The sequence below is a fragment of the Microbacterium sp. 22296 genome, assembly GCF_052045385.1.
Lineage (GTDB): Bacteria > Actinomycetota > Actinomycetes > Actinomycetales > Microbacteriaceae > Microbacterium.
In genome coordinates, this window is the sequence record NZ_JBQEOS010000001.1 from 526,359 (window position 1) to 542,436 (window position 16,078).

Below are 16,078 nucleotides of genomic sequence, written 5' to 3' on the forward strand. Positions count from 1 at the left end.
CGCGCTTCTCGCACCTGGCGGCCAGTGCCGCCGGCTTCGCGCGCGGGGAGTTCCGCGAAGACCTCGTGCGGGTGGGGGCGTTCTCGTACGGCATCCGTCCCACGGGGGGCCCCAGCGAAGCCGAGCTCGGCATCGAACCCGTCGCCGCCCTGGTCGCGACCGTGACCGCCGTCGATCTCGCGGGCGTCCACCTCGACGTGGGAAGTCTGCACGGACTGCCGAGCAGCCTCTCCGCGCGCTTCGACGTGTCCACCCCCGCAGGTCCCCGCCGCGTCGAGATCATCGAGCCGACGCGGAGCGTCATCGCGCCGTGGGATGACGCCCGGCCGGGCGACGAGATCGTCGTCTTCGGTCGGGGCGCGTTGCACACTGCGACCGATCTCGCGGAGATGATCGACACCATCGGGGAAGAGATCGCGTTGCGTGTATCGCCCTCGCTGCCCCGCGTCTACATGGAGTGAGCGTCCGGACGCAGAAGGGCCCCGTTCCGCTCCGTGGGGAGCGGCCGGGGCCCGATCTGGGGTGAGGGCTCAATCGGCGGCGGAGAGGCGCGCCGTCTCGTCGTGCCAGGAGGTGGCGATGCTGCGCAGCTTCTCCTCGTACTTGCGGCCGTGGTGCGCGCAGAACAGCAGTTCGCTGCCGTTGACCTCGGCGGCGATGTACGCCTGCGCGCCGCAGGAGTCACAGCGGTCCGCCGCCGTCAGACGGTGGTCGAGAACAGTCGCGTCGGGTGCGGTCGTGGTGGTCATCTCGGGTGCCCTCCTCATGTGGTCGTGGGCGAGTCTCCATATACAACCACGCGGATGTTTCCCCTATGCCGCGCCTTGATCACATTTCGCTGTGCGCGTACGGTGACCCCACCCCGCTGTGTGTCTGCCAGGCGATGTCGGCGGCCCCGATTACGCTGGGAAATCGTGACGTCCGAGTACTCCGCCCACCACCTGCAGGTCCTCGAGGGCCTCGAAGCCGTGCGCAAGCGCCCGGGAATGTACATCGGCTCCACGGACTCCCGCGGTCTCATGCACTGCCTCTGGGAGATCATCGACAACTCCGTCGACGAAGCCCTCGCCGGGCACGGCAGCCGCATCGACATCGTGCTGCACTCCGACGGCAGCGTCGAAGTGCGCGACCGCGCGCGCGGCATCCCCGTCGACGTCGAACCGCGCACCGGGCTGACCGGTGTCGAGGTGGTCTTCACCAAGCTCCACGCCGGAGGGAAGTTCGGCGGAGGTTCGTATGCGGCATCCGGCGGACTGCACGGTGTCGGCGCGTCGGTCGTGAACGCCCTGTCGGAGCGCCTCGACGTCGAGGTCGACCGCGGCGGCAAGACCTACGCGATGTCGTTCCACCGCGGCGAGCCCGGGCGCTTCGACGGAGACGGCCCCGACGCGCCCTTCACGCCGTTCGAACGCAGCAGCGAGCTGCGGATCGTCGGCAAAGCACCGCGCGGTGTCACCGGCACGCGCATCCGCTACTGGGCCGACCGGCAGATCTTCACCAAAGACGCCGCCTTCGGCCACGACGAACTCGTGCAGCGCGTGCGGCAGACGGCGTTCCTGGTGCCGGGACTCGAGCTCGTGGTACTCGACGAGCGCGCAGAAGAGAACGTCGAAACGAGCTATCGCTTCGACGGGGGTATCTCGGAATTCGCGGAGTTCCTCGCCCCCGACGCCGCGGTCACCGACACGTGGCGCCTGAACGGCACCGGGACGTTCACCGAGACCGTGCCGGTGCTGCAACCCGGCGGGTCGATGGTTCCGACCGAGGTGCAGCGCGAGTGCGAGGTCGACATCGCGGTCCGCTGGGGGACCGGCTACGACACCACCTCGCGCTCCTTCGTCAACATCATCGCCACGCCGAAGGGCGGAAGCCACCAGCAGGGTTTCGAGCAGGGCCTCATGAAGGTGCTGCGCTCGCAGGTGGAGCAGAACGCCCGCAAGCTCAAGGTGGGCAATGACAAGATCGAGAAGGACGACCTGCTCGCCGGTCTCACCGCCGTGTTGACCGTTCGCTTACCCGAGCCGCAGTTCGAGGGGCAGACCAAAGAGGTGCTGGGCACCCCCGCGGTCCGGCAGATCGTGGCATCCGTCGTCCAGAAGGAGCTGACGGAGCGGTTCGCCTCAGCCAAGCGCGACGACAAGGCGCAGACCGCGCAGCTGCTCGAGAAGATCGTGTCCGAGATGAAGGCGCGCATCTCGGCCCGCACGCACAAAGAGACGCAGCGTCGGAAGAATGCGCTCGAGTCGTCGTCGTTGCCGTCGAAGCTCGTCGACTGCCGCTCGAATGACGTCGAGAACTCCGAGCTCTTCATCGTCGAGGGCAACTCCGCCCTCGGCACCGCGCGCGACGCGCGCAACAGCGAGTACCAGGCACTTCTGCCCATCCGGGGCAAGATCCTCAACACGCAGAAGGCGTCGATCAGCGACATGCTGTCGAACGCGGAGTGCGCCTCGATCATCCAGGTCATCGGGGCGGGGTCGGGTCGGTCCTTCGACCTCAGCGCCGCCCGCTACGGCAAGATCATCCTCATGAGCGACGCCGACGTCGACGGCGCACACATCCGCACCCTGCTGCTGACGTTGTTCTTCCGGTACATGCGACCCCTCGTCGAGGCCGGGCGGGTCTTCGCGGCCGTGCCGCCGCTGCACCGCGTCATCGTGATGAACCCGGGTTCCAAGCCCAACGAGACGATCTACACCTACAGCGAGCAGGAGCTGCACACCCTGCTCGCGCGCCTCAAGAAGTCGAACAAGCGCTGGCAGGAGCCGATCCAGCGTTACAAGGGACTCGGCGAGATGGATGCCGACCAGCTCGCGACGACCACCATGGACCGCGCTGGACGCACGCTCCGTCGCGTCCGTGTGCAGGACATGGAGGGCGCAGCCCAGGTGTTCGACCTGCTGATGGGCAGCGAGGTCGCGCCGCGCCGGGAGTTCATCGTGCACTCCAGCGATCGTCTCGCCCGCGAGGCCATCGACGTCTGATCCTCGACCCCCGCTCGTCCCGCGGTGCGGCTACCGTCCCGTGGGTAGCGCTCCGCCATCGATGTGCACAACGGCGGGCCGATTCGACGACACGCCGCTCGAGGGCCTCCCGGGACGGCGCGTCGGCCGCACCATCCGCCGGTGTGCTCGAGCCGCGAGCCGGTGCGGCAGAGTCACCCGCGGGCCTGGACCCCGGCTCCCGGTGCACACTGGCGGGCGGATGCCGTGACACGCCGGCAGGTCGTGCCCCGACCGGCGTGTCGACGATCCCATCCGCCGTTGTGCACCCGACACGGACACCACCCCGGGCCACCGATGCCCGGACGGGGGGCACGACAGCGGAGCCGGCCGGAGCTCAGCGGACGACGGTACCGATCGCCCCGACCGCCGCGTCGAGGGGCTGCCCCGACGCGTCGCGCTTCGCGCCCGACTCGGGCAGCGTCCGCACCGAACCGTCGGCGCCCACCGCGCGCGGTTCGCTGCCGACCCATGCGAGCACGAGCGCATCTTCGCCGCGCAGAAGGCGCTGCGCACGCACCCCGCCGGTGGCGCGCCCTTTCGCCGGGAACTCCGTGAAGGCCGAGACCTTCGCGCTGCCGGCGTCGGTTCCGGCAAGGGCGGCCGACGAGCCGGCCACGGTGACCACCACGGCGTCGAACGCCGACGCACCCACAACGGCGAACGCGATCGCGCGTACCCCGTTCGACAGGCGGATGCCGGCCATACCTCCCGCCGAGCGCCCCTGGGGCCTCACGGACGAGGCATCGAAACGCAGCAGCTGCGCGTCGTCGGCGATGAAGACCAGCTCCGCGTTGTCGCTCGCGGGGGCAGCTCCGACGACGCGGTCCCCCTCGCGGAGCGCGATGATCTCGATCTCGTCCTTGGTGCCCAGCTCGCTGGCCGAGACCCGCTTGACCACGCCCTGCTCGGTGCCGAGGGCGATGGTGGGTCCGTCGGTGAGGGGAACGAGACCGACGACCGTCTCGCCCTTGCCGAGCGCCAGGTACTGCTCGACCTTCATGCCCGCGGCCACCTGCACCGAGTTGGCCGGCACTGACGGCAGATCGACGGGGGAGAACCGCAGAAGGCGTCCGGCGGAGGTCACCGCGCCGATATCTCCCCGTGTGGTCGTGTCGACGGAGGACCGGATCGCGTCGTGCTTCGACCGCCGCACCGGTGTCACCACGCCACCGCCTGGCGCGTCCGCGACCAGCTCGGCCCGCACCATGCGCCCGGTCGCTGAGAGGTAGACGCGACAGGGCGCGTCGGCGATCTGCAGGTCAGCGGCGGCGGCGGCCTTGGCCGACCGCGGCTGCACGGGCCCGCCGTTGAGCAACAGGGTCCGCCGCGGAGTCCCGTACGCCTCGGCCGCGGCATCCAGTTCCCGCGCGACCTGCTGTCGCAGCAGCGTCTCACTGCCGAGCAACTCGACGAGCTGCGCGATCTCGGCGTTCAACTGGTCGCGCTCCGCTTCCAATTCGATGCGAGAGAACTTCGTCAGGCGCCGCAGACGCAGCTCGAGGATGTATTCGGCCTGCGGATGCGAGAGGTCGAACACCTCCTGCAGCTTCGCGCGGGCCTGCTCACCGTCGTCGGACGATCGGATGACCTGGATGACCTCGTCGATGTCGAGGATGGCGATGAGCAGTCCCTCGACCAGGTGCAGCCGCTCACGCCGGCGCGCCAGGCGGTACTCGCTGCGGCGCGTGACGACGCGGATGCGGTGGTCGAGGTACACCCGCAGGAGGTCGCGCAGCCCCAAGGTCTGCGGCTGCCCGTCGACCAGCGCGACGTTGTTGATGCCGAAGGAGTCCTCGAGCGGCGTGAGTCGGTAGAGGTGGTCGAGGACGGCCCGGGGGTCGAATCCGGTCTTGATGCCGATGACGAGGCGCAGACCGTGATGCCGGTCGGAGAGATCGGTGACATCGGCGATGCCGGTCAGTTTCTTCGCCTGCACGGCGTCTTTGATCTTCTCGATCACCCGCTCCGCGCCCACGAGGTAGGGCAGTTCCGTGATGACGATGCCCGTGCGACGCGGGCCGAGCGACTCGATCGATGCCTTGGCTCGCGTACGGAAGGTCCCACGACCGTTCGTGTACGCGTCTTTGATGCCGTCGAGACCGACGATGATGCCGCCCGTCGGCAGGTCGGGGCCGGGGACGAACTCCATGAGTTCCTCCACCGTGGCGTCCGGATGCTGGAGCAGATGCGTCGCCGCCGCCACGACCTCGACGAGGTTGTGCGGAGCCATGTTGGTCGCCATGCCGACCGCGATGCCCGTCGCCCCGTTCACGAGGAGGTTGGGGAAAGCCGCCGGCAACACCTCGGGCTGCTGGAACTGGCCGTCGTAGTTCGGGATGAAGTCGACGACGTCTTCGTCGAGGTTCTCGGTGAGCGCGAGGGCGGGGGGAGCGAGGCGCGCCTCGGTGTAGCGCGAAGCCGCCGGGCCGTCGTCGAGCGAGCCGAAGTTGCCGTGACCGTCGACCAGCGGCACGCGGAGGGTGAAGTGCTGTGCGAGACGCACGAGGGCGTCGTAGATCGGCGCATCGCCATGGGGGTGCAGCTTTCCCATGACCTCGCCGACCACGCGGGCGCTCTTGACGTGCCCGCGGTCGGGCCGCAGGCCCATCTCGGCCATCTGGTACAGGATGCGGCGCTGCACGGGTTTGAGGCCGTCTCTGGCGTCGGGGAGGGCGCGCGAGTAGATGACCGAGTAGGCGTACTCGAGGAACGACCCCTGCATCTCGGTCGAGACATCGACGTCTTCGATGCGCTCGACGACGGGCGAGGACGCGGCGGGGGAGGAACGGGAATCGGGCATAGGAGGGCCTCGGGTCGGGCGGGCGTCCGGCACGGACGGGAATCGGGAGCCGTGTGGAAGACTTGCCCCGATGTCACTCAGCTTACCGGCGGACCCGCCACGCTCCCGGAGCCTCACCGGTGTCCTGACGCAGTCCCTCGCGGCGATCAACGGGTCGTCCGAGTGGTTCGCGCCCGCGCGCAGCGTGATCGTCTTCCTCGTCGACGGTCTCGGCGCGCACAACCTCGCCGCCCGTCGCGGTCACGCGCGGTTCCTGGCGTCCGCCGGTGGTCGTCGCGATGTCGCGCGGACCGTCTTCCCCTCGACCACGGCCGCGGCGCTCACCAGTCTGCTGACGGGGGTCGACCCCGGTGCGCACGGAATCGTCGGCTATCGCACGCGGATCCCCGGCACGCTGATCGCCTCCAACCAGCTGCACGGATGGGAGACCGACGGACTGGACCCGCACTCCTGGCAGCGACGGGAGCCGCTCCTCGCCGACCTTCCCGGTCGGGCGTTCGTCGTGTCCAAGCCGATGTACACCGGGAGTGGTTTCACCGAGGCGACCCTGCGGGGCGCGGCGTTCTTCCCCGCCGACGACCTCGACGAGAGGGTGGCCATCGCGGCAGATCTCGCCGCTCGGCATCCCGGTTCCCTCACCTACCTGTACGCCCCCGAGCTCGACACGGCCGGGCACCGTGACGGCTGGGAGTCCGACCGCTGGACCGACGCGCTCGAGCGCATCGACAGCGGCGCCCGCCGACTCGCCGACGCCGTCGATGCGCACACCGGGGTGCTCGTCACGGCCGATCACGGAATGGTCGACGTGCCGCCGCACAAACATGTGCTGCTGCGAGAGGGCGACCCGCTGCTCGACGGCGTCGCCCTCATCGGCGGAGAGCCGCGCATGCTCCATCTCTACGCCGAGGACGAGCGCGCGGATGCCGTCGCCGCGGTGTGGAAGGAGCGCGAGGCCGGCCGCGCGTGGGTCATGACGCGTGACGAGGCGATCTCCGCCGGTCTGTTCGGGGCGGTGGATGCCGAGGTGCTTCCGCGCATCGGCGACGTGCTGATCGCGGCGCGCGGGCGGTTCGCCTACTACGACGACCGCGAGGCCGACAAGCGTCCGCAGCGGATGGTGGGCCAGCACGGCTCGCTCACCGACGAGGAGCGCACGGTCCCGCTCCTGCGTCTCGGCGCGTTCGCCTGAGAGCCGTGGATGCCGGCAAGCCCGGCAACCACGGGGGACCCGCGCTCAGCTCTCGTCGGACCGTGCGCCGAAGACGATCTCGTCCCATGAGGGCATCGAGGGACGTCCCTTGGCCCGGCGGGCCGAGTCGACCTGCGGGCGTTCCGGCTCGGGCGAAGGTGCAGGGGGCTCGTCGACGAATCCGGGCTCGACGGCGTCGAAGAGTGCGACGGGCGGACCCGACGGGCGCGGCTCCGGCTCGACCTCGGCGATGCCGGGCAGCGGCTCGCGCTGTCCACGGCGGCGACGGAGGGCCTCGAGCAGATCAGCTGTCTCCGCCGATGTCACGGGGGCGTCGGGCGCGCGCTTGATCGCGGCAGCCTGAACGGCCGGGGCCACCGGCCCCGTGGCCTCCACGCCCGGTTCGTCCTCGATGTCGAGGCGGCGCGGACCGAAGGATCCGCTGTCGAAGCGCGAGTCATCCTTCTGCACCGTGTCGAGGGCGCGCAGACGCGGAATGAGCCCCTCGGGCAGTGATCCCTGGCGCGAGAGCTGAATCGCGTCGGCGTTCTGCGGAGAGAGCGTGCTTCGACGCGGATCGAATCCCCATCGGGCATCGTGGTCGACGCCGTTGGCGGTGAACTCCAGCTTCACCATCCAGCTCGTGCCCTCTTTCCAACTCGTCCACCGCTCGGCCGACGCGGCCGCCTCGGAGAGTTTGGCGCGGACGGCGGCACCGAAGGTGATCGGGGCGTCGTGCTCGATGGTGCCGCCCAGCAGCACCGGCACGGCGAGGGCTTGGCTGACGACGTGCTCGCGCTCGGCGAGCACGGGGCCCTCGAAACGTTCGATGTCTTCGATCCGCGCGTTCAACAGCGTCGCCACCTCGCGGGCCGACATGCCGGCCCGGATGTGCGCCTGGATCTCGCGAGGGCTGGGACGCGGGGCGCGGTCGTCGTCTTCGCGATCGCGGCGCGCGCGGCGCGCTTCCACGCGCAGCACCTCGTCGAGTGCGAGGGCGAAGCGTTCGCCGGCCTGGGTCGCCACGACGAGGACGTCATCCTCGGTTCCGATGACTTTGAGCTGTTCCATGCGAAACACCCCTCCGATCTGCGGTCAGGGCCCATGCTGACATGCCCACCGCGTGCTTTCGGGAATATCGCGGGCGCGCCGCGAGTTTCACGCCTCGCCCGACACGCATACCCCCTCTCGAGCATTTGCTTATCGCAGACGGGTCATGCAAACTATGGCCGCCCGATCGGGCACCCGATGGGGCACAGCACCACGAAATCCGGAAGTAGAGACCTGCACGCATGGCAACCGATTACGACGCACCGCGCAAGACCGAGGACGACAGCGAGTCGATCGAGGCCCTCAAGGAGCGCGTGCCCGACAAGGCGTCGGGGTCGATCGACAACGAGGATGCCGACAACCCCTCGGGCTTCGAACTGCCCGGCGCCGACCTGTCCGACATCGAGCTCGATGTCGTCGTCCTCCCCGCTCAGGAGGACGAGTTCACCTGCATGAGCTGCTTCCTCGTGAAGCACCGCTCCCAGATCGCTGAAGAGAGCGGCCCCGGCTTCATCTGCCTGGAGTGCGCAGCCTGACCTGAGCGCGCTGGATCGCCGCCACCAGGCGATCCGGCGTGCGGGTCGAGATGACCCACATCGGGGTCGGGTCGTCGGGATCGGTCACCGGCACCGTCACGACGCCGTCGATCCCACCCCGGATGACATGCCACGCCCGGCGGTCCAGCCCGGTCCCGCGCGCGGTGCGGGCCTCGTCGGCCACGACGCCTACGGGCTCACCCAGCAGATCGACGGGGATGTGCGCGCGACCGGCGCGCAGTTCGCCCTCGCGCACCTCCACGATCGGTGAGAGAGCGAGCAGCGCCACCACGATGGCCACCGACACGACCAGCCCGATGAAGAGGGCGAGGGTCGTGTCGAGCGGCGAGAAGACCACGGCGGCCATGGGCCCGCACACGGCGGCGGCGACGAGCGCCCACAGGGACGGACTCAGACGCTCGCGATACTCGGCTGCGGTGCGGATGCCGCACCCCCTCTTCTGCATTACCCTCGTGGGGTGACCGAAACGGTGGATGTCCTCATTGTCGCATCCGAGCCCCCGGTCTTCGCCCACCCGGGCGACGCGGGTGCCGACCTGACCGCCGCGGAGGCGGTTCGCCTCGAACCGGGTCGCCGTGCGCTCGTGTCCACGGGCGTGCGTATCGCCCTGCCGGAGGGGCACGCGGCCTTCGTCGTCCCCCGCAGCGGCCTCGCCGCCAAGCACGGCATCACCATCGTCAACTCGCCCGGCACGATCGACGCCGGCTACCGCGGCGAGATCAAAGTGGCGCTGTTGAACACCGACCTCGACGAGGCCTACGACATCGCGGTCGGCGACCGCATCGCCCAGCTCATCGTGTTGCCCGTCCCGTCCGTGCGCTTCGTCCCCGTCGACGACCTTCCCGACAGCGCTCGCGGCGACGGCGGCTTCGGATCGAGCGGATACCAGAGCCTGCAAGGGAGCACCCGATGACCGACGAAGCGACGCCGACCACCCCCGAGGGGGACCAGCCCGTGACCGACCTCGCCCCGCCCGCCAAGAGCGCGCCGATCGACCGTGAGAGCGCCGGCCCCTTCGACGAGGCCGAGGCCAACCCGGTGCGCCCGTACATCGACCTCGGCGGCATCAAGATCCTGCCCCGCGAGGGCCTGAACCTCCGTCTCGAGGTCGAGGAGCAGACCAAGCGCATCGTCGCCGTCGGCCTGGACTACGCCGACTCGACCCTGCAGGTGCAGCCCTTCGCCGCCCCGCGCACGAGCGGTCTGTGGGAGGAGACGCGCGAGCAGATCCGTCAGCAGGTCAAGCAGCAGGGCGGTCGCGTCGAGGAGCGCGAGGGCCCGCTCGGCCCCGAGCTGCTCGCCGAGGTGCCCGTCATGGCGGGCGCCGATGTCGCCTCGCAGCGTCTGGCCCGATTCGTCGGCGTCGACGGCCCGCGCTGGTTCCTGCGCGGAGTCGTCGGGGGGGCCGCGACCAGCGATATCGAGGCCGCTGCCGCCGTCGAAGACCTGTTCCGATCGATCGTCGTGGTGCGCGGCACCTCGCCCATGCCGCCGCGTGATCTGATCCCGCTCCGGATGCCGGGCACCGCCGGCACCGCATGAGCGACGACCCGAGCCGGCCCGTGCCCGACGGCGATGGCGTTCCCCTCGAACCGCCGTCCGCGGCGGAGAGCGTCGGTGCGGCCCTCGGCAGCGCTGCGCGCCGCGCGGGTCTCGATCCCGCTCAGCACGGATCCACCGGCGCGGCCGTCTGGTCTGCGATGGGGGGAGTACGCGGCATCCTCGAATCGGTGCTGCCGTCGCTGGCGTTCGTCGTCCTGTTCACGCTCACGATCGATCCCGAGACGCGTCAGGGCAACCTCTGGCTGAGCCTGGGCGTCTCGGTGGGACTCGCCGTGGTGTTCACGCTCGCGCGGCTCGTCGCCAAGTCGCCGCCGAGCGCGGCGATCGGCGGCCTGCTCGCGACGGCGGGGGCCGCGGTGCTCGCGCTGGTGACGGGTCGAGGTCAAGACAATTTCGTCTTGGGCTTCTTCACCAACGGCGCCTACGGCAGCGCATTCCTGGTGTCGGCCCTGATCGGCTGGCCGCTCATCGGTCTGGCCGCCGGCTACCTGCTGGGGGAGGGGACGCGGTGGCGCAACGACCCGCGCAAGCGCCGCGCATATACGTGGCTCTCCCTGGCGTGGGCGGCCCTTTTCGCCGCGCGCCTGATCGTGCAGCTGCCGCTGTATTTCGCGGGAGACGTGGTCGCGCTCGGCACCCTGAAGATCGTGATGGGGCTGCCCCTGTTCGCCCCGATGCTCGCCGTGACGTGGCTCGTGGTGCGTTCTCTCTCGCCTCGCCGAGAGTCCTGATATTATCTTGATATCAAGATAAATCCGTCGCTCCGCGCGGTTAGGTCGACCTTCCTGGCATCGGCCTCGTCGCGCGGGGAAGATGGGAAAGAGCGGGCCCACGCCTGCGCATTCGCCGACGAAGGAGACGATCGTGTCCACGGTTGACAGCTTCGGTGCAAAGAGCACCCTGACAGTCGGCAGCACCGACTACGAGATCTTCCGGATCGACACGGTCGCCGGTCACGAGAAGCTCCCCTTCAGCCTCAAGGTCCTGCTCGAGAACCTGCTGCGCACGGAAGACGGCGCCAACGTCACCAAGGAGCAGATCCAGGCACTCGGTTCGTGGGTGCCCACGGCAGACCCCGACACCGAGATCCAGTTCACCCCGGCCCGCGTGGTCATGCAGGACTTCACCGGTGTGCCCTGCATCGTCGACCTCGCCACGATGCGCGAGGCCGTGACAGCCCTCGGCGGCGACCCCAACAAGATCAACCCGCTCTCGCCCGCCGAGATGGTCATCGACCACTCGGTCATCGCCGATCTCTTCGGCAGCGAGAACGCCCTCGAGCGCAACGTCGAGATCGAGTACGAGCGCAACGGCGAGCGGTACCAGTTCCTCCGCTGGGGCCAGACCGCCTTCGACGACTTCAAGGTCGTCCCCCCGGGCACCGGCATCGTGCACCAGGTCAACATCGAGCACCTGGCCAAGGTCATCTACGACCGCACCGTCGACGGCGTCCTGCGCGCGTACCCCGACACCTGCGTCGGCACCGACTCGCACACCACGATGGTCAACGGTCTGGGCGTGCTCGGCTGGGGTGTCGGCGGCATCGAGGCCGAGGCCGCGATGCTCGGCCAGCCGGTGTCGATGCTCATCCCGCGCGTCGTCGGCTTCAAGCTCTCGGGCGAGATCCCCGCCGGTGTCACGGCGACCGACGTCGTGCTCACCATCACCGACATGCTGCGCAAGCACGGCGTCGTCGGCAAGTTCGTGGAGTTCTACGGCGAGGGCGTCGCTTCGGTTCCCCTGGCCAACCGCGCCACCATCGGCAACATGAGCCCCGAGTTCGGCTCGACCGCCGCGATGTTCCCCATCGACGACGTCACGCTCGACTACCTGCGGCTCACGGGTCGCGACGAGCAGACCGTTGCCCTGGTCGAGGCGTACGCCAAGGAGCAGAAGCTCTGGCACGACCCCTCGCGCGAGCTGAACTTCAGCGAATTCATGGAGCTCGACCTCTCCACGGTGGTCCCCTCCATCGCCGGCCCGAAGCGCCCGCAGGATCGCATCCTGCTGTCCGAGGCCAAGAACCAGTTCGAGAAGGACATTCTCAACTACGCCGGCTCGTCGGTCTCCGACTCGATCGTCGACCTCGAGGTCGACGGCACGTTCCCGGCATCCGACCCGGGTTCGGTTCCCGGCGAGGAGCACGAGGAGGTCACCGAGACCGAGGTGCTGATCTCGTCGGGGCACCCGGCGAACGCGTCGAACCCCGTCAAGGTCACCACGCCCGACGGTCAGTCCTACCTGCTCGACAACGGAGCGGTCACCCTCGCCGCGATCACCTCGTGCACCAACACGTCCAACCCCTCGGTCATGATCGCGGCGGGCCTTCTCGCCAAGAACGCCGTCGACAAGGGCCTGAAGCGCAAGCCGTGGGTCAAGACGACGCTCGGCCCGGGATCGAAGGTCGTCACCGACTACTACGAGAAGTCCGGTCTCGACAAGGCGCTCGAGGGTCTCGACTTCTACACCGTCGGCTACGGCTGCACGATCTGCATCGGCAACTCGGGTCCGCTGATCGAGGAGGTCTCCGAGGCGATCAACGAGAACGACCTCGCCGTCACCGCCGTGCTCTCGGGCAACCGCAACTTCGAGGGCCGAATCAGCCCCGACGTGAAGATGAACTACCTGGCCTCCCCGCCGCTGGTCGTGGCCTACGCCCTCGCCGGGTCGATGAACTTCGACTTCGAGACCGACGCCCTGGGGACCGACCAGAACGGCGACGACGTCTTCCTGAAGGACATCTGGCCCGCTCCCGACCAGGTCCAGACGATCATCGACGCGTCGATCTCACGCGAGCAGTTCATCCAGCAGTACGCCACCGTGTTCGAGGGTGACGAGCGCTGGAAGAACCTGCCCACGCCCACCGGCCCCGTCTTCGAATGGGATGCCGACTCGACCTACGTGCGCAAGGCGCCCTACTTCGACGGCATGTCGATGGAACCCTCCCCGGTCAGCGACATCACCGGTGCGCGCGTGATGGCGACCCTCGGCGACTCGGTCACCACCGACCACATCAGCCCGGCCGGCAACATCAAGGCGGGCACCCCCGCCGCGCAGTACCTGACCGAGCACGGCGTCGCGCAGAAGGACTTCAACTCCTACGGATCGCGCCGTGGAAACCACGAGGTCATGATCCGCGGCACGTTCGCCAACATCCGCCTGAAGAACGAGCTCACGGCGGCGGTCAACGACGGCACGGTCGTCGAGGGCGGCTACACGCGTGACTTCACGCAGCCCGGCGGCCCGCAGTCGTTCATCTACGACGCGAGCCAGAACTACCAGGCTCAGGGCACCCCGCTGGTGATCTTCGGCGGCAAGGAGTACGGCTCGGGTTCGTCGCGCGACTGGGCTGCCAAGGGCACGAACCTCCTCGGCGTGAAGGCCGTCATCACCGAGAGCTTCGAGCGGATCCACCGCTCGAACCTCATCGGCATGGGCGTCGTCCCGCTGCAGTTCCCGGTCGGCGAGACCTGGAAGTCGCTGGGCCTGGACGGCACCGAGATCGTCTCGATCGAGGGCATCGAGCAGCTCAACGAGGGCGTGACGCCCAAGACCGTGAAGGTCACCGCCGAGCCGAGCGAGTTCTCGCCCGAGGGCAAGCAGACCATCACGTTCGACGCCGTGGTCCGCATCGACACCCCCGGTGAGGCCGACTACTACCGCAACGGCGGCATCCTGCAGTACGTGCTGCGCTCGCTCGTCTGATCTACGACGCACCGATGTGCCCCGGGAGCTGCGGCTCCCGGGGCACATCGCGTTCGCGACAGGCCGCCGGTCCCGCGCCTCTCGGAAGGGCTCGAGCCAGCTGCGGACGAAGCCCGTGAGGTCGGATCGCAGCGCCGCGCGCAAGCCGTTGCCGAGCCCGGCGTACCTCCCGAGACTAGAATTCATCAGTACGCGCACCACTGCGCGCACCGCACGAGAGGAGTCGAATGGCTCTCCTGCCCGGCATCCACGGACCTCGCGACCTCGACGCGCTCACCCCCGACGAGCTGCGCCAGCTGGCCACCGAGGTGCGTTCGTTCCTCGTCGAGAACGTCGCCCGCACCGGCGGACACCTCGGTCCCAACCTCGGCGTCGTCGAATTGACGATCGCCTTGCACAAGGTGTTCGACTCGCCGTCCGACCCCATCATCTTCGACACCGGCCACCAGTCGTACGTGCACAAGATGCTCACCGGTCGACAGGATTTCTCGGCCCTGCGCTCGCGCGGAGGTCTCGCCGGCTACCCGCAGCGCTCCGAGAGCGAGCACGACGTCGTGGAGTCCTCGCACGCCTCCAGTTCCCTCAGCTGGGCCGACGGGGTCTCGCGCGCCTTCAGCCGCACCGGTCGCCGCGACCGCCACGTCGTCGCCGTCGTGGGCGACGGCGCCCTCACGGGGGGAATGACGTGGGAGGCGCTCAACAACATCAGCGACGACAACGACCGCAATCTCGTCATCGTCGTCAATGACAACGGCCGCTCCTACGCCCCCACCATCGGCGGCATGGCGCGCTATCTGAACCGGGTACGCACCAACGACGCGTACCGCACGTTGCACCGTGGCTCCGATACGCTGTTCCGCCGCCTCGGCCCTGCCGCGCGCGCGGTCTACCGCGGTGTGCGCGGGGGGACCCATGGCTTCCTGTCGCGCTTCACCAACAACGAAGCTCTCTACAGCAACCTCGACATCAAGTACCTCGGCCCCATCGACGGGCACGATTTCGAGTCCCTCATCGAGACTCTGGAGCTGGCGAAATCGTACGGCGCTCCGGTCATCGTCCACGCGATCACCGACAAGGGCAGCGGCTACGCGCCCGCCATGAGCGACGTGGCCGACCAGTTCCACGCCGTGGGCAAGATCGACCCGATCACCGGAGAGGCGCTCGGCGCCGGCGGCGGTGTGCAGTGGACCGACGTCTTCGCGGAAGAATTGGTGGCGGTCGGCGCCGAACGAGACGACATCATCGCGATGACCGCGGCGATGCTGCGCCCCACGGGGTTGCAGCAGTTTGCCGAGCGCTTTCCCGAACGGGTCTACGACGTCGGCATCGCCGAACAGCACGCGGTCGCGTCGGCCGCGGGGCTCGCGTTCGGCGGAGTGCACCCCGTCGTCGCCATCTACGCCACCTTCATGAACCGCGCCTTCGACCAGGTCATGATGGACGTCGCGCTGCACAAGGCGGGCGTGACCTTCGTGCTCGACCGCGCCGGAGTGACCGGTCCGGACGGCCCCAGCCATCACGGCATCTGGGACCTCGCTATGCTGCAGCTCGTCCCCGGCATGCGGATCGCCGCCCCGCGCGACGCCGCGCGTCTGCGCGAGGAATTCCGCGAGGCCACCGCCGTCGAGGACGCGCCCACCGTGGTGCGCTACCCCAAGGGCAAGGTCAACGACGACGTCGAGGCGATCGAGCGTCTCCACGACGGCGTCGACGTGCTGCGACGCGGAGCGGGCGAAGACGTGTTGCTGGTCGGCATCGGCCCGATGGTGCACCTCGCCCTCGAGGTCGCCGAGCGACTCGAGGCGCAGGGCATCGGCGCGACCGTCATCGATCCGCGTTGGGCCATCCCCGTGCAGCCGTCGATCGTCGACCTCGCACGCGACCACCGTCTCGTCATCACCATCGAAGACGGCATCCGCGTCGGCGGCGTCGGTACGCGCGTGCGGCAGGTGCTGCGCGAGGCGGGAGTGGACACGGCCGTCGACGAGCTCGGCATCCCCGATGAGTTCATCGACCATGCCACGCGCGAGCAGATCTTCGAAGACGCCGGCCTCACGGCATCCAAGATCGCGCAGGACGTCGTCGCCCAGGTCCTCGGCACCCGCATCCCGATGGCGCGGCAGACGCCGACGGGCTCGATCCCCACGATCGAGCAGTGGGAGAAGTCACGCCCGTAGAACCTTCACGAACGACGACGGCGCCGCCCCTC

Annotated in this window: 12 protein-coding genes and 1 pseudogene; 9 read left to right on the forward strand and 4 right to left on the reverse strand. The window is 69.2% G+C overall.

What is annotated here, in order from left to right; genetic code table 11:
* Positions 1–461: pseudogene (locus tag ACTJJP_RS02580) on the forward strand (alanine racemase); the annotation flags it as partial.
* 69 nt (positions 462–530) lie between these two features.
* Here ACTJJP_RS02580 and ACTJJP_RS02585 read toward each other — a convergent pair.
* On the reverse strand, positions 531–749 hold the full coding sequence (locus ACTJJP_RS02585; protein WP_440773474.1) for a DUF7455 domain-containing protein: 219 nt from the start codon (positions 747–749) through the stop codon (positions 531–533).
* Between the two features lie 165 nt (positions 750–914).
* Here ACTJJP_RS02585 and ACTJJP_RS02590 point away from each other — a divergent pair, with 165 nt between their 5' ends.
* Positions 915–2,984, forward strand: a complete 2,070-nt coding sequence (locus ACTJJP_RS02590; RefSeq protein ID WP_440773475.1) for a DNA gyrase/topoisomerase IV subunit B — start codon at positions 915–917, stop codon at positions 2,982–2,984.
* A gap of 355 nt (positions 2,985–3,339) precedes the next feature.
* On the opposite strand, the gene ACTJJP_RS02595 is transcribed toward ACTJJP_RS02590, so the two are convergent.
* Entirely contained in the window at positions 3,340–5,805 is a 2,466-nt protein-coding gene (locus ACTJJP_RS02595; protein WP_440773476.1) for a DNA gyrase/topoisomerase IV subunit A, read from the reverse strand.
* Positions 5,806–5,875: 70 nt separating this feature from the next.
* On the opposite strand from ACTJJP_RS02595, the gene ACTJJP_RS02600 reads away from it, so the two are divergent.
* Positions 5,876–6,994, forward strand: a complete 1,119-nt coding sequence (locus ACTJJP_RS02600) for an alkaline phosphatase family protein (RefSeq protein WP_440773477.1) — start codon at positions 5,876–5,878, stop codon at positions 6,992–6,994.
* 45 nt (positions 6,995–7,039) lie between these two features.
* On the opposite strand, the gene sepH is transcribed toward ACTJJP_RS02600, so the two are convergent.
* Positions 7,040–8,065 (reverse strand): septation protein SepH, encoded by a 1,026-nt coding sequence (gene sepH, locus ACTJJP_RS02605; RefSeq protein WP_440773478.1) that lies wholly within the window; start codon positions 8,063–8,065, stop codon positions 7,040–7,042.
* A 221-nt stretch (positions 8,066–8,286) separates the two neighbouring features.
* On the opposite strand from sepH, the gene ACTJJP_RS02610 reads away from it, so the two are divergent.
* Entirely contained in the window at positions 8,287–8,580 is a 294-nt protein-coding gene (locus tag ACTJJP_RS02610) for a DUF4193 domain-containing protein (RefSeq protein ID WP_058233180.1), read from the forward strand.
* Here ACTJJP_RS02610 and ACTJJP_RS02615 read toward each other — a convergent pair.
* A complete protein-coding gene (locus tag ACTJJP_RS02615) occupies positions 8,555–9,046 on the reverse strand; it encodes a DUF3093 domain-containing protein (RefSeq protein WP_440773479.1) in 492 nt (163 codons plus the stop codon). The two genes, ACTJJP_RS02610 and ACTJJP_RS02615, sit on opposite strands and share 26 nt — an antisense overlap.
* Before the next feature lie 12 nt (positions 9,047–9,058).
* Between ACTJJP_RS02615 and dut the strand changes: the two genes are divergently transcribed.
* From dut to dxs, 5 genes are all read left to right on the forward strand, one after another.
* On the forward strand, positions 9,059–9,514 hold the full coding sequence (dut, locus tag ACTJJP_RS02620; RefSeq protein WP_440773480.1) for a dUTP diphosphatase: 456 nt from the start codon (positions 9,059–9,061) through the stop codon (positions 9,512–9,514).
* Positions 9,511–10,143 carry a DUF3710 domain-containing protein gene (locus tag ACTJJP_RS02625; RefSeq protein WP_440773481.1) on the forward strand — a complete coding sequence of 211 codons (633 nt, stop codon included), beginning with the start codon at positions 9,511–9,513 and terminating at the stop codon, positions 10,141–10,143. Before dut ends, ACTJJP_RS02625 begins: the two co-directional genes overlap by 4 nt.
* A complete protein-coding gene (locus ACTJJP_RS02630) occupies positions 10,140–10,895 on the forward strand; it encodes a DUF3159 domain-containing protein (RefSeq protein ID WP_440773482.1) in 756 nt (251 codons plus the stop codon). The genes ACTJJP_RS02625 and ACTJJP_RS02630 overlap by 4 nt, the downstream gene beginning before the upstream one ends.
* Before the next feature lie 133 nt (positions 10,896–11,028).
* Positions 11,029–13,869: an aconitate hydratase AcnA gene (gene acnA / locus ACTJJP_RS02635; protein ID WP_440773483.1), complete on the forward strand. Its 2,841-nt coding sequence runs from the start codon at positions 11,029–11,031 to the stop codon at positions 13,867–13,869.
* A gap of 227 nt (positions 13,870–14,096) precedes the next feature.
* Positions 14,097–16,046 carry a 1-deoxy-D-xylulose-5-phosphate synthase gene (gene dxs / locus ACTJJP_RS02640; protein ID WP_440773484.1) on the forward strand — a complete coding sequence of 650 codons (1,950 nt, stop codon included), beginning with the start codon at positions 14,097–14,099 and terminating at the stop codon, positions 16,044–16,046.
* Positions 16,047–16,078 lie beyond the last annotated feature (32 nt).